Raw genomic sequence first — 14637 nt, 5'->3', positions numbered from 1 at the left:
TTGCTCTTAATAAATCACTCACTTTTTGCCTTCGCATTCGACTTTTTCTTTTTCACTTTCTTCTTTGGCTTTTCTTTGCTTTCAGACTTCGCAGAAGATTTTTTACCTGTTTTTTTGGTATAAGAATTAGAATTCGATTTGCTCTTATCCTTTTTCTTACGCACAGGTTTTTCGCCATCTTCACTAAGTTTAGCTGTTGTCGATTGTGGTTTGCCAAATACCTCTTCAGTGGTTGAAGCACGATTTGCAGTATTGGTTCTTGGCGCTTTTTGACGAATTGTACGTCCCAAATGCGTCAGTTGTTGAACCAATTGGAAGTCAATCTTACGTTCTTCCAGATTCACGCCTGCCACTTGAATTTTGACTTCATCACCGAGGCTAAATGACTGTCCACGATTCTGACCAATCAAACTTTGGCTGGCTTGATCATACAGGAAAAAGTCTTCACCGAGCTGGCTGACATGAATCATGCCATCGACATACAGGTCTTTGAGCGTTACGAATAGACCAAATTCTGTCACCGCACTAATGATACCGACAAACTCATCGCCTAAATGCTGTTGCATATAATGGCATTTCAACCATGTGGTGACACTACGGGAGGCTTCATCGGCACGGCGTTCGGTTTGAGAGAAATGTTCACCTGCATCATCTAAAGCTGCGCCTGAAAGAGGATAAACTTTCTTGTCAAGATAGGCTTTAATCGCACGGTGCAACAATAAATCTGGATAACGACGAATTGGTGAGGTGAAATGGGTATAGGCTTCATACGCTAAGCCATAGTGCCCTGAATTTTTTGCCCCATAATAGGCTTGCATCATTGAGCGTAACAACACCGCATGAATACTTGGTGCATCAATACGATCTTTGGTTGCTTCAATCACGGCTTGGTAATCAGCTTGAGTGGGTTGTTCGGGGAATGGTAAACCGAGTAATTTGACGAAATCACGGACTTTTTGAATACGTGAGAATTCTGGCGCTTCATGTACACGATACAACATTGGAATATCATGTTCTAATGAGTATTCAGCTGCGGCAACGTTCGCCAATAACATGCATTCTTCAATCAGTTTATGCGCATCATTACGAGTACGTGGCAAGATTTCTTTAATGCCGCCCAACTCATCAAAGGTCATGTAGGTTTCAATGGTTTCAAATTCCATCGCATGACGTTTAGCACGTAGTTCTTTTAGTGTCTGATAAAGCTGGAATAGGGTATTTAATGATTTATGAACGCTTTTATCTTGTGGAATGGCATCGGTTGCGCCGTCAAAATAAGCAGCCACCTGATTATAGGTCAAACGTGCTTTGGAATGCATCACCGCAGGGTAGAACTCATAACCTGTGACTTTACCTGCACGAGACAATTTTAAATCGCAGACCATACACAGACGATCAACATGTGGATTGAGAGAACACAATCCATTCGATAATGCTTCTGGCAGCATTGGCAAAACAAAGTGTGGGAAATAAACCGATGTACCACGTTCTTCAGCTTCTTCATTTAAAGGCGAGTCTAAACGGACATAATGGCTCACGTCTGCAATTGCCACTACAACACGGTAACCACCACCTGCGCGTTTCTCTGCGAATACGGCATCGTCAAAGTCGCGTGCATCTTCACCATCAATGGTGACCAGTGGCAAGTCACGTAAATCAACACGACCTTTACGATCTTGTTCTGAAGGTTCTTTAAAACTTTCAGCTTCTTTAATGACGGCTTCTGGAAATTCATAAGGCAAACCAAATTCTAAAATGGTTTGTGGAATAATAATTTCAGTGTCAGCTTTGTCCGCCATAGACTGTACAACATGACCTGTCGCTAATTCTTCACGAGTCGGGTAATCATCAATCGCAACACGTAGCATATCGCCAACTTTGGCATTGGCATGTTCAATCAATTCTTTTTCTAAGGTAATTGGTTGGTGCTGATTTGGATTGCTTGGCTGAATAAAGTATTCACCTTCATGTTCAGCGACTTTACCAATAATTTGTTTGACACGGCGTTGTACGACTTCGGTAATAAAGCCCCAAGCTTTACCTTTACGGTCAACAGAAGTTTGGCGTACTTTAACGCGATCACCATTAAAGACTAGACGTAATTCACGTTCAGGTAATAGTACATCATCCTGACCTGCGATATTGGCCGTACCTAGACCTTTACTATTGATATAGACCGTTGCTTCATGGCTTGGTAAATCGGTTGCAGGTTGGTATTTAAAACCATCTTTCATTAACTGACCGTCGCGAACCATTGCACTTAAACGATGATTCAATGCATCAATACTTTTTTGATCTGGGATATTAAAGTGATCAACCAGTTCTGCATGAGACTGTGCAGTTTTTAATTGTTCTAATGTAGTTAGAATAAGAGTTCGGCTAGGAATAGGATTATCGTAACGTTGCGCTTCTGCTTTTGCTTCGGGATCAACCCAATTTGTAGTCATATCGTTTCATTTCACATCTGGCAGATCGGTTTAGCATAAGTCATTCAAACTTTAACTGCACGTCAAAGATTGCAAGATTCTGTTTATTGTCCAATCTGAATAAAGGAGAGAACACTATATTAACAAGCGTTGAGCTAAAAATGCCGAAAAAATATAAGAATTGGTTAAAAAACATTTGATTGATTTAAAAAAAGAGAAAAAAACAGGATCATCTCTTGTGTAATGCGGTTTTAGTTTGTATTATTGCGCTCGTGTTACGGTGAGATGGGTGAGTGGCTGAAACCACATCCCTGCTAAGGATGCGTACGGGTAACTGTACCGAGGGTTCGAATCCCTCTCTCACCGCCACTTTACTTAAAGCGCTCATAGCTCAGCTGGATAGAGCACTTGGCTACGAACTAAGGGGTCGGGAGTTCGAATCTCTCTGAGCGCACCAAGTAAAGATTTAAAGTAACACATGCCTAAATTGGCAATATAAGTAATGCGCTCATAGCTCAGCTGGATAGAGCACTTGGCTACGAACTAAGGGGTCGGGAGTTCGAATCTCTCTGAGCGCACCAACTTAATAGAAGAAACCGCTTAATTGCGGTTTTTTTGTGCCTGTAAGTTGGAGTAGTTAAACGATAACATATCTATTTGATGTTCAAATTAAGGCGCTTCATTTTTTATTAAAAATAAAATCAGTTGTTTATGTTGTTTTTAAATATAATGACTATTGCGTTGTAAATTTGTAACGATCAATCTATCACCATTTGATTTCTATTTTATTAAAAAACACTTATCAATAGGGGAAAAATGCGTATAATGCGCTCCATCAAATATGCGCTCATAGCTCAGCTGGATAGAGCACTTGGCTACGAACTAAGGGGTCGGGAGTTCGAATCTCTCTGAGCGCACCAATTTGAATTTATCGAAAGATAAAGTGAAAAAAACCGCTTAAATGCGGTTTTTTTGTGCCTTACATTTTTGGTTTAATTTTCTGAACAAACACAGTATTCCCACCAACTGCGGGGAGTACATCATAATAGGGTAAACTTCGCATAGCCCTTAATAAAAAAGGTGCTTTTTCATCAATTTTCATTGAGCTAGTGATTTTAAATAAAGTACCTTGATTAAGCTCTGAGGCAATCATTTTTCCTTTAATCAATCGTAAATCACCACCATTGGCATAAAAGTTATTTTCAACAGTATTTGGATAGTTGAAATGCAGCTTAAATGCAAAAGGAATATTAATCACACCTAAACCCACATTCACTTGAATATCCGCATCTTGACCCTGATTTTGGATTGGAGAGGTGATGATTTTCTTGATTTGTCTTGGAAATAATTCTTGATAGGCTAAAGGGTTTAACCATTTATTTAATCGCTGTGTTGGCTGTTGATAAAACTGATAGGTGGTGGTGAAGCGCATGGCTTCACGTCCATGGGTGTACAAAATACTAGTCGGTGCATTTAGGTAGCTTACAGGCTGCTGTGCATTTTGACTCAGTTGTGCAATCTTAGCCAATTGAGCTTCATTTAATTGAGGGCTTGGTATTTGTCCTGAATTTAAGGCAACGATATTCTGTTTAATAAAGCGTGTTCGAAGTGATTCTAGGATAAAAGCATTGGTTGAGCTTGGAATCCCTAATTTGACCTCTGGAATCGCATTCAGAATTTTTTTAAAAATAAAACCTTTAGGTTGATTTAAATCTCCCCACTGGGTGAGCGTAATTAAAGTGCGGTGATCATCTAAGGCAAACCATTCAAACTTTCCTACACCGTATGGAATAGGAGAATCAATCACTAAACTGGAAATACTGTTCGATTTAATCTGATGCTGTAAGGTAACGTCTTCATTAAAATTGAGCACTGGAATAGGCGTTGGAATGGAGACACGATATTTCATTTTTACAGTATTGCCAGATTGTTCTAGTGTTTTGGCAGATTTAAGTGTTGGAAATAGACCGACATAGTGATTAAAGTCAGTTAGCGTCTTACTAACCTGTTGTACATTGGTAGGAACAATAAGTGCAGCGGATGTAAAACTGGCGTTTGGTTGTGAATTGGATTTGAGTGTGGGGAGGTTAGTTTTAGTTGTTGGATGTGCATAAATGAAAATATTATTTTGCGTGTAGCTTGCCAAAAGCTGGGGGTTATTTTGAAAAGGTTGTAAAGCGCTTGGGATATTGTCATTCCAAGTCAGCATTTGTGCAAAGCAAGTTTGCGTTACGCTAAAAATAAGAGTCGTTAATATAAATCCATTCAAATACAACATCAGATTCCTTTGATTTTCCTTAATCATATACTCAGTTTCATCTGTAGATGAGCGATGAAACATTGCTATTAATAAAAGTTTTTATGTATGAAAAATAGTCATATTATGTAAAACATGTCTTATCATAGTCTTCCGATCGGTCAGTATTTGTAGAAATAATAAATTAGCCTATCTATCATTCTGAATAGAAAAAAGATTTTTAATATTGTGAAGTGGAACGATGAAGAGAAAATAAAGTGCCAAAGGCAATTCTGATCATATTGAAAGATTTCGATCAGATCATCTTCATGGATAAAGCCTACTTTTTCTCGAAATTAGACATCTCATTTTCTCTCTAAAAATAAGCTGAAAAGCCCTATCGCATCATATTTAAATTTTGTATCAAATCACGATAAATCTGATTTACGCTCTAATCATTTATGTTCTAATAGATGAGTTTTTTCAAATCTTAGAAATCAAAAATGTCTGAACAACGTCCAACTGTATCTGTGCGCTATTATCTTAATTTAGAAGAATCACAAGATGGTTTTGCTCTTGTCACTTTTGGTAAAAAGACCTTTAGTCGTTTTCTAACACCTGTTATTAGTATTGCAATTATTGGTTGGGGAATCTATTTAGGTTTCTCAGACGTTGGTCGTTATTACGTTGCATTAGGTGCTTTTTTTCTGATTATGCAAGGATTGATGCGCTATTGGTTGTTACCGATGTTGTTTAAACGTCAATTTGTTCGCTACCAATTTGGAAAAAGTGAGCAGGGAATTGACCTTTATCAAGATCATTTTGAACTTTATTCAACAGGTAAAAAGCAAATAGCGCAGTATGCTGAGGTGCAATCTTTTGCAGTTGGAAAGCTCACGTATATGTTAGAGCTGAAGAATCATACCGTCATTATTGTTCCGAAGCGTTCATTCAATGATCCAACAGATCAAACCAAATTTGAAAATAGTTTTAAAAAATAACTTCATTCGCGATTTAAGGAACAAGGAGCTTTTATGAGCACACGTCCGTCAAAAATTGTTTGTGTAGGCAGAAATTATGCTGAACATGCGAAAGAACTAGGTAATGCAATTCCTGATCGCCCAATTTTATTTATCAAACCACCAAGTAGTTTGAGTAGCTTAGCCCAAGGTGCCCGTTGGAATCAGGCTTTGGGTGAATGTCATTTTGAATGTGAAATTTGTTTGCAGATCGCACACCCATTGTCGCAGGAAACCAATCCAAGCAAAGCTTTAGAAGCGATTGGTGCTGTGACTTTAGGGTTGGATTTAACTTTACGTGATTTGCAGAATGACTTAAAAGCGAAAGGGCAGCCTTGGGAGCGAGCAAAAGCTTTTGACGGTGCATGTATCTTGGCAGACTGGGTTGAAGCGGATGAAATTGGCGATTTACAACAGTTAGAGCTTGTTTTAATGATTAATGGCGTTGAACGCCAACATGGTTTTAGCCAAGACATGATTTTTGATATTGGTGCATTATTGGTTGAAATTAATCAGTCATTTAGTTTGGAAGCGGGTGATGTGATTATGACGGGTACACCTGCTGGCGTCGGGGCATTACACCCAAATGATCAATTAACCATGAAACTAATAACCCAATCAGGAGAATATGATTGGGATACATTTGTTCAAGCATAATGATTAAAAACAAGTGCTGTTAATAAATAGCTTCTACCTAATTTCGTATAAGCGAGACAGTAAAAGAAAGACCTCTGTTGAGGTCTTTCTTTTACTTCTGTTCAAAGATCGTCGAAAGAGGAATCGAAAGTTTTGCAGCTAAATAATCATTACTCTCGATAAGGGATGGCCCTAAACGCTCAATCCATTCATCATCTTGATGGATATTGGCGACATCGTGACGTAATGGTAGGGGATAAGGGAGTGCTGTAAAAAAGCTCCAGAAATCGACTTGCGCAAGATTTCTAGCCAATACATACTCATCGTTGTCTGTACGTTTGACTAAATTCTGTTTTTCTAACTGTAAGATATATGCAGGTAAACGTCCTAATTCACCACGTCCAATAATCCCAAGAAGTTCTTGTTCACTGACACTTTCTCCAATTTGTTGCTTTTTATAAAATAACTCCAATATGTCTAATAACATTAAGATAGGATGACGCTTTTGTTCTTTATCTGAATGAAAAGCAGTCAGTGCATAACTGACTTCTACGCCTAATAAGATAATGTTCCAAGACAAATAAATCCAAAGAAGGAAGATTGGAACAGCAGCAAAAGCACCATACACAATTTCATAACTGGTGAAATTACTCATAATCCAGCCAAAGAAATTTTTTAAAATTTCAAATACTGTTGCGCTAAAACATGCAGCAATAACAGCGGAAAGAATAGGGACGCTACGATTAGGAATGGTCCAGTAAAGAATGAAAAAGCCAACAATTGTAAGTAGGAATGAAATAAGCCATAAAAGGAAGGAGCCATTTAATTGATAGCCCGCAAAATTATTGCTCAGAATATTCATTGAGGCGACAGTAGATGAAAGTACAAAAGCACTGCCTAGAATGATTGGACCTAAAGAGATAATTGTCCAATAACGCATAAAACCAACAAGACCTGTTCGAGTTTCTTTGACACGCCAGATACGATTGAAAACGGTTTCAATCGAAGACAGCATCAGTACAGTGGTGACAAAAAGAAACAGTACCCCAATCACTGTGAGGTTACTGGATTTTTCGGTAAATGCGTTCAGTGCCTTGTCAAAGGCAATGGTACTTTTAGGCAAAAAGTTGCTGTAGATCAGTTGTTGTAGTTGTTGTCGAGCAGGCTCTAAAGCTTTAATTGAGGAGATAATGACTAAGAAAACGGTCAGCATCGGAACAACTGCAAACAAGGTGGTGTAGGTGAGTCCTCCAGCTTGTTCTCTACAGCGATCAGCTTCGAAACGCCGTAACACAAATACAATAAATTGAAACCATGTTTTTTCTAAAAAAGGCAGATTTTTTAGATAACGATTTAAGATCATGGGTTCTATCCTAGTTATTTTTAATAAAATCCTGTGTCAGCACAGGATTAATTACGGCTCAAAAGAGGAAAAATGTCGTATAGTGTTCTTTTTAACAAAATTTATTAAAGTGATGCAACCTTACGTTCTTGTTCTTTATTACAGTAAATATGGTTCAACTCGAGAAATGGCTCATCTAATTGCCGATGGAATTGAGTCTTCTGGTATCACAGCTCGTATTCGAACCGTTCCTAATCTCGCAACTGTTGTTACCCAAGCAGAACCGAGCGTTCCTGCAGAGGGGGATGTTTATTGTACTTTAGATGATTTGACGTATTGCTCAGGTTTGGCACTTGGTTCACCTACTCGCTTTGGTAATATGGCGAGCGAAATGAAATACTTTTGGGATCAAACCACCAGTTTATGGTTGAATGGTGCTTTGCATAATAAACCAGCATGTGTTTTTACTTCTTCTGGCTCGATGCATGGTGGGCAGGAAAGTACTTTGCTTAGCATGTTACCGCCATTATTTCATCATGGCATGGTGATACTGGGCTTACCCAACTCAATTCCAGCCCTGTCCAATACTAAAACAGGCGGTACACCTTATGGGGTAAGTCATGTCAGTGGCCCTCGTCATGATCAAAGTTTGAGTGCAGATGAAAAAGTATTATGCGAAGCGCAAGGTAAACGTTTAGGTGATGTCGTAAAAGCGTTGTTAGGAAAAGTTTAGATCTAAAAATGGGAGCATCTGCTCCCATTATTTTATTTTTTAATTTGCCAATCGTAGATTTTTTTCTGATAGGCATACCACATCATCCATAGTCCAATAATAATCATTGGGAAGCTGAGAATTTGCCCTTTGGTCATCCAGCCAAACAGGATAAAGCCCTGATCTGCATCGGGTTGGCGGAAGAACTCCATAAAGAAACGTGCAACTCCGTAGCCCATCAGGAATAAAGCTGAAACTGCCATACGTGGACGGGGCTTTGAGCTAAACCACCAAAGTATGATAAATAGAATCAGACCTTCACAGAGCGCTTGATAAATTTGCGACGGATGGCGAACTAAACCTAAAGGATCGGTTGGAAAAATCATACCAAATGGATAGCTAGGGTCTTGAACTTGACGACCATACAACTCACCACCAATAAAGTTACCGATACGACCAAACATCAAACCTGTCGGTACACATGGTGCAATAAAGTCCAAGGTTTGAAACCATGTTTTCTGATATTTCTTACACCAGAATAACATTGCGATCATGACCCCCAAGAAACCGCCGTGGAAGCTCATCCCACCTGTCCAGACTTGGAATAACCAAAGCGGATTTTCTAAGAATTTGCCAAACTCATAAAACAAAACATAGCCAATACGACCGCCAAGTACGACGCCTAGAGCGCCATAAAACACCAGATCGGAGACCATATCGGCAGTCCAACCATCACGTTGTTTAGCACGATAAGAGGCTAAGCCCCAAGCGCATAAAAATGCCAAGAGATACATGAGTCCGTACCAATGCACTTTGACTGGTCCCAAGCTCAGCGCAACTGGATCAATATTTGGATAGGTCAGCATTGCTGTTCCTCAATTTAGAATTTGAAATTAAGTTTTGAGCAGATTGTAGCGGAATGATGTGAAAAATGTTGTACATTCAATGTGTAAAGATGTGAGAACAGAATTAATGTGTATTGTCGTTTTTGCATGGCATGTTCTTGATGATATGCCGTTGTGTTTAATTTCAAATCGTGATGAATTTTATCATCGACCAAGTGCTGTTTTACATCGATGGGATAACAGTTCGATAATTGCTGGGCAAGATTTACAGTCAGGTGGGGCATGGATGGGGGTCACTGAGTCTGGGCGTTGGGCAATCGTGACTAATTTTCGCAATGGACGAGATAAGAACCAATATTCAACTTCACGTGGGCATTTAATCCAGTCTTTTTTAGAAAGTGATTTAGCCCCCTTTCGTTTTGCACAACAATTAGAACAGCAACAACAAGACTACGCTGGTTTTAATTTATTTGTCGGTGATCGAGAGCAAGCGGTTTACATGAGTAATCGGGGGGAATCACCGCAAGTCTTAGCGAATGGTGTTTATGTTGTTTCCAACGGTTTAATGTCAGAAGATTGGGAGAAAACCAGACATCTGCGTAAACGCTTTACCCAGGAGCTTTTACCCATGCTACAGCAATCCCAAGTCTCAGAATTGGATTTGGAGTCTGCGGTCTGGGATATTTTGGAGGATGAACGAAAAGTCATTTCTGATTTGTTGCCAGATACAGGGATTAGTGTGGAGATGGAGGAATTATTATCTTCAACTTTTATTCAAAGCCCAATTTATGGAACACGATGTTCAAACTTTTTAAGGCTTGATTCAAAACAATGGCATTGGCTAGAGAAAACACAGCAAGGTGAGCAGCAGGGGCGTATTATCGAAATGAAAGCAGATCTATGGAAATAAAAATACCGACAAGGCTGTCGGTATTTTTTATCAACCAAATTTATTTAGCAGAGGTTGTCTTTTCAACCGATGGTAAAACATCAGCTGTGATATAGCCAACACATGCACTATAACCACCATTATAGTTTTCTAAAACTTTTGCTTTTAATTCAGCAGAAAGTTTTGAGCTATCTCCGGGATGTTGGAAATTACTCATGATGTATGTCCAACCATTTACAGAGTCAACTGCATGTAAGCCTGTTGATTCAGCACCTGCTGGAGTAGAGAGGATACGATCTAAAGACTTGGTATCAACATTATATGCCCATAGGAAGTTATTGGTATGGTTACCACTGTCTTCACCAATGAATAATGTACGTAAAGTTTCAGAGAATTTTAAATTGTCTGGGCTTGCAATATTATTTGGATCTGCCGTGTTACCTAAGCTATCAACTGTAATATCTTTACCCATAAGCAACATATGGCTTTGGTAAGGTGTCCATTCACTATTAATGATCGTATTGGTATGGTCAACTTGACTGCCTTTTAGATCATGAGCAAGTACACCACCTGCTTTCAATGTATTTTTGAACTTAATATTATGTTCTGCAACCCAACTTGATTTGCCTTCAATCATTGAATCTTGAATATTAGCAAGTGCAGAATACGCAACTTTATCTTTAATATTTACGGTAGTACCTTCCATTTTTGTGAAAGCCATACTACCGCCTTTTAGGGCAGCATATCGATGTGTTTCTAGGAATGCAGCAGCAAGCTCAATCTCAGCCTTGCTAAAGCCATTGTTGGCTTCTTTGAGTTTAACCCAGAGTGATTTACCATCCAGCACAATCTTGGTATAGCCTGTTGCATCAGCTGGTGCTGTTTTCAAGCTTTCCATAATGTTTTCAGATTTGATTCCTCGAACATTCACGAGGTCTTCGATGGTCTTACTATCAGTATGACCTAACTTGATCCATTTGATTGCGGCGGTAGAGGTCTCATTCAATTCTGATGTGTATTTCGCAACATATAATGTTCCAGCAGATAAGTCTTTTTCTTTGTCTGCAATAAACATGAAGAAACCACCGTTAGTGTAATCGTCACCCATGATTACAGTGCGGTTATCTGGCATGACTTGAATCAGTTCATGTGAAATACGACCTAAGCAGTAGTGTTTAACTGCCTTAGCACGACCTTTACCATCAAGAATAATTTCTGGTAAATGACCATAGTTATAGGCATTTGCAGTATTTTCATTGCCATATAGATTTTTACTATATGCTTTGAGCATTGCGAGATCTGAACCGATTTGGTCAAATGCATCAGGCTCATATTCTTCACTTGAAAGGTGAGTATTCCACGGAGAAAGGCTAGCACCACAGGTGATCCATAGACCATGAACTTTAGACATATCGACATTGTGGTATTTCTTCAATGCCAGATGACCCGTCTTTTGATCCTGATCCAGCGTAAGCACCGCAATTGGTGATGGCAACTTGCCGTACATACTTTGATTTGCCAGATTTTTAGTCGTGTATTCAAATTGAACAACGTGGAATACAGGGTTAGCCACACCAGATACAGAAGCGCCATTGATGTGGATTAAAGATGAACCATCTGGAGAGTCAGAGAAAAACTGGCGTTCTTGACCGATTACAGAAGTATCTTTAATCGGTTGATTATTAATATCATAATAACTACCTGCAATGATTTTTCCACCATCTATATTATCAACTTCCGCACCTGTACGGAAAAACTCCTGATAACCCAGTTTGTACTCGGTGGTTGTATTGTCATCCCACGTAATCGTCAAAGCAGATTTAACTGAAGTTGTAGCCATCTCTGGTACAGTTGAAGGTGCCGCCATAGGTGTAAATTTTGCATTTTTAAATTTTGCAGCAGGTACGGTTGGGGTAACGGTAGTATCGTTATTATCATTGCAACCTGCTAAAGCTGCTGCTGTGCCCATTGCCCCGAGTGGTAAAAACGGAACACCCGCGAACCACTTTAAAATATCACGACGACTTGGCTGATTTGTATTGGCTGTCATAATAAATCCATATCTTTAATAAATGGTAAATAAATCTAGATTGATTTTATGTTTGATAGATGACAATTTTTTGACACTTTTAAGGCAGTTTGAAGACAATTTAATTTTTATAACCATATGAAAAATATAAGTTTAAAATACAAAAATCCCTGAGATTATTCAGGGATTCAACAGAGATATTATTATTCTGAAACTGCTTTACGCTTTTCTAATATTTTTCCAAAAAGTAAACCGATTTCAAATAGCATCCACATCGGAACAGCCAGCATAATCATGGATAAAGCATCAGGTGGGGTAACAAACATCGCCACGAAAAAGCATCCAACAACAATAAAACGGCGTTTTTCAATGAGGCTTTGTGTACTCACGACACCAATCAAAATCAGCACTAGAGTAATAATTGGAATTTCAAAGGTAAAACCAAAAACCAAGAATAGTTTTAAGCAGAAGCTCAGATAACTATTAATATCTGTCATAGGTGCAACAGTTTCAGGAGACACACTAATAAAGAAATGCAAAATAGCAGGTAGGGTAATGAAATAGGCGAATGCGACACCTAAGTAGAATAAAAGAATGCTGCCAAATAGCAAAGGAATCGCTAAATGTTGTTCTTTTTCATATAGTGCAGGTTTTATAAATGACCAAATTTGATAAATGATATAGGGCATTGCCAGCATAAAAGCGACAAACAGGTTGAGCTTAAAGGGGGCCATAAATGTCGCCGTGACATCTGTGGCGATCATGCTTGAAGTGGCTGGCAATTGCTGCCTTAGCGGTTCAGACAGCCATTGATAGGTTTGATTTCTAAAAGGTAATAAACAAAAAAACAGAAAAATTGTTACGCCAACGATCTTAAACAGATATTGGCGAAGTACGATTAAATGCTGCATGACCGGCATTTGTTGTAGGGTTTCTTCAGTACTGACTGAAGTTGATGGTAATTGGCTCATACGGCAATCTTTAATTCGTTATCAACCTGATTCAACGATGGGTATGCTTCCATACCAATCACAGATGATTTTTGGTATTGAACACAAAAAGGAATAATAGAACTTGAGTGATATGGCACATAGCGAATCGAATTTTGAGGTTTAGTTACTGATGGCGCAGTCTCTACCTCATGATTTTGAGTTTTTAATTCATCTAATTGTTTTTGTAGCCGACGTTCAAGCTCAGTAATCTTTTCAATTTCTTTTTGCATTTCGTCGCGGAACTCAGAAAGACGGAGCTCTCGATCAATTTCATTCTGAATATTGTTGATAAATTTTTTAATTTTCCCATACCATTTTGCTACAAATCGAGCAGCTTCAGGTAATTTATCAGGACCGAGAACCAATAATGCAATAACTGCAAAGCAAAAAATCTCAGTCATTCCCAAGTTCAGCATAATTCCGCTCGCTTAGCTTTTTACTGAGCTTTCAGCATTTTTAACTTGAGCATCAATGGTGCGAGGCTCATTGAGTGGCGCAGTAACTTCATCTTCTTTAATAGACTTTTTGAAATCTTTAACAGCACCACCGACATCTTTACCTAAGTTTTTAAGCTTTGATGTACCGAAAAGTAAAATAACCACGATTGCGAAAATGAGTACATGCCAAATTGATAAACCCGCCATAATGATATTCCTCTAAAACTTTGGATATATCTCAACAGTTTGGCATGACAAGGATGTGACACTTATATTGCAGTTTTGCGACAAGAATGCTGCAAAATGATTTTATAAGAAAGGGAACGAATGCTGAGAAAGAAACCTGAATATGCGGTTCAGGCTTCTGTAGAAATTAGATTAAACTCGCTTTAAATAATTGCATTGCCTGACCACGGTGGCTGATTTTACTTTTCTCTTCCTTGCTGAGTTCCGCACTGGAAAGATTGAGTTCAGGTAGCCAAAAGAGGGGATCATAGCCAAACCCATTCTCACCGCGCGCTGCTTCTAAGATTTCACCTTTCCAAATGCCTTGAAAGATTTGTGGCAATGGATCTTCGGCATGTGTAACTAAAGCCAATACACACACGAACATACCTTCAATTGCTTCGCCGTCTTTACGGAAAGGTGCGAGATCAGCCAATAATTTTTGGTTATTGGCAGCATCATTACCATGTTCACCTGCATAGCGTGCAGAGTAGATGCCTGGTGCACCGCCTAGAATCGGAACACAAATCCCTGAATCATCTGCAAGCGCAGGTTTACCTGAAAGCTTAGACGCATGACGTGCTTTGATAATGGCATTTTCAACAAAGCTGAGACCATCTTCGATGGCATCTTCAATATCTAGTTTGCCTTGAGGAATAATTTCCACAGGTAGATTGAGCTGCTCAAAAAGATGGGTAAATTCAGCAACTTTGCCTTTATTGTTACTTGCAAGCACAAGGCTGCCTTGGTTGAGCCATGATGGAGTAGACATATAAAATTTTAAATTCGCTTAGATTGAGTAGAATTTTAGGGTGTTTTTATAGAATAGGGTAGAACTAATGGTTGTAT

13 protein-coding genes and 4 tRNA genes are annotated in these 14637 nt (G+C 38.9%); 8 read left to right on the top strand and 9 right to left on the bottom strand.

Features of this window, described 5'->3' with window-relative positions:
• Positions 1–14 precede the first annotated feature (14 nt).
• Complete coding sequence (rnr, locus tag CDG59_RS05375; RefSeq protein WP_087544066.1) at positions 15–2447, bottom strand: ribonuclease R; 2433 nt, start codon at positions 2445–2447, stop codon at positions 15–17.
• Between the two features lie 258 nt (positions 2448–2705).
• Here rnr and CDG59_RS05370 point away from each other — a divergent pair.
• From CDG59_RS05370 to CDG59_RS05355, 4 genes are all read left to right on the top strand, one after another.
• Positions 2706–2795: transfer RNA gene (locus tag CDG59_RS05370), tRNA-Ser, on the top strand.
• 11 nt (positions 2796–2806) lie between these two features.
• Positions 2807–2883: transfer RNA gene (locus CDG59_RS05365), tRNA-Arg, on the top strand.
• A 47-nt stretch (positions 2884–2930) separates the two neighbouring features.
• Positions 2931–3007, top strand: a tRNA-Arg gene (locus tag CDG59_RS05360).
• 262 nt (positions 3008–3269) lie between these two features.
• Positions 3270–3346: transfer RNA gene (locus tag CDG59_RS05355), tRNA-Arg, on the top strand.
• 59 nt (positions 3347–3405) lie between these two features.
• Here CDG59_RS05355 and CDG59_RS05350 read toward each other — a convergent pair.
• Positions 3406–4704 (bottom strand): SRPBCC family protein, encoded by a 1299-nt coding sequence (locus tag CDG59_RS05350; RefSeq protein WP_087544064.1) that lies wholly within the window; start codon positions 4702–4704, stop codon positions 3406–3408.
• Between the two features lie 461 nt (positions 4705–5165).
• Between CDG59_RS05350 and CDG59_RS05345 the strand changes: the two genes are divergently transcribed.
• Complete coding sequence (locus CDG59_RS05345; protein ID WP_087544063.1) at positions 5166–5663, top strand: YcxB family protein; 498 nt, start codon at positions 5166–5168, stop codon at positions 5661–5663.
• A gap of 33 nt (positions 5664–5696) precedes the next feature.
• A complete protein-coding gene (locus CDG59_RS05340; RefSeq protein WP_087536472.1) occupies positions 5697–6338 on the top strand; it encodes a fumarylacetoacetate hydrolase family protein in 642 nt (213 codons plus the stop codon).
• A 91-nt stretch (positions 6339–6429) separates the two neighbouring features.
• Here the strand turns inward: CDG59_RS05340 and CDG59_RS05335 are convergent, their stop codons facing one another.
• Entirely contained in the window at positions 6430–7680 is a 1251-nt protein-coding gene (locus tag CDG59_RS05335) for a YihY family inner membrane protein (RefSeq protein WP_087544061.1), read from the bottom strand.
• A gap of 112 nt (positions 7681–7792) precedes the next feature.
• Between CDG59_RS05335 and wrbA the strand changes: the two genes are divergently transcribed.
• Positions 7793–8392 carry an NAD(P)H:quinone oxidoreductase gene (gene wrbA / locus CDG59_RS05330; protein ID WP_087544224.1) on the top strand — a complete coding sequence of 200 codons (600 nt, stop codon included), beginning with the start codon at positions 7793–7795 and terminating at the stop codon, positions 8390–8392.
• Between the two features lie 32 nt (positions 8393–8424).
• On the opposite strand, the gene lgt is transcribed toward wrbA, so the two are convergent.
• The gene (gene lgt / locus CDG59_RS05325; RefSeq protein ID WP_087544060.1) at positions 8425–9237 is read right to left on the bottom strand and encodes a prolipoprotein diacylglyceryl transferase; all 813 of its coding nucleotides are present in this window, start codon (positions 9235–9237) and stop codon (positions 8425–8427) included.
• A gap of 106 nt (positions 9238–9343) precedes the next feature.
• On the opposite strand from lgt, the gene CDG59_RS05320 reads away from it, so the two are divergent.
• The gene (locus CDG59_RS05320; protein WP_087544222.1) at positions 9344–10126 is read left to right on the top strand and encodes an NRDE family protein; all 783 of its coding nucleotides are present in this window, start codon (positions 9344–9346) and stop codon (positions 10124–10126) included.
• Between the two features lie 40 nt (positions 10127–10166).
• Here CDG59_RS05320 and CDG59_RS05315 read toward each other — a convergent pair whose 3' ends face one another.
• The 5 genes from CDG59_RS05315 to rdgB form a co-directional block, all read right to left on the bottom strand.
• Complete coding sequence (locus tag CDG59_RS05315) at positions 10167–12155, bottom strand: PhoX family protein (protein WP_087544059.1); 1989 nt, start codon at positions 12153–12155, stop codon at positions 10167–10169.
• A 182-nt stretch (positions 12156–12337) separates the two neighbouring features.
• Positions 12338–13105 (bottom strand): twin-arginine translocase subunit TatC, encoded by a 768-nt coding sequence (gene tatC / locus CDG59_RS05310; protein ID WP_087544057.1) that lies wholly within the window; start codon positions 13103–13105, stop codon positions 12338–12340.
• Entirely contained in the window at positions 13102–13542 is a 441-nt protein-coding gene (tatB, locus tag CDG59_RS05305; protein WP_087544056.1) for a Sec-independent protein translocase protein TatB, read from the bottom strand. The genes tatC and tatB overlap by 4 nt, the downstream gene beginning before the upstream one ends.
• 12 nt (positions 13543–13554) lie before the next feature.
• The gene (locus CDG59_RS05300) at positions 13555–13770 is read right to left on the bottom strand and encodes a Sec-independent protein translocase subunit TatA (protein WP_087544054.1); all 216 of its coding nucleotides are present in this window, start codon (positions 13768–13770) and stop codon (positions 13555–13557) included.
• A gap of 166 nt (positions 13771–13936) precedes the next feature.
• Complete coding sequence (gene rdgB / locus CDG59_RS05295; RefSeq protein WP_087544053.1) at positions 13937–14560, bottom strand: RdgB/HAM1 family non-canonical purine NTP pyrophosphatase; 624 nt, start codon at positions 14558–14560, stop codon at positions 13937–13939.
• Positions 14561–14637: the final 77 nt, after the last annotated feature.

Origin of the sequence: Acinetobacter sp. WCHA29, assembly GCF_002165335.1 — a bacterium.
GTDB lineage: Bacteria > Pseudomonadota > Gammaproteobacteria > Pseudomonadales > Moraxellaceae > Acinetobacter.
Note: the sequence above shows the minus strand (reverse complement) of the source record. Positions and strands in the feature narration are given on the sequence as shown.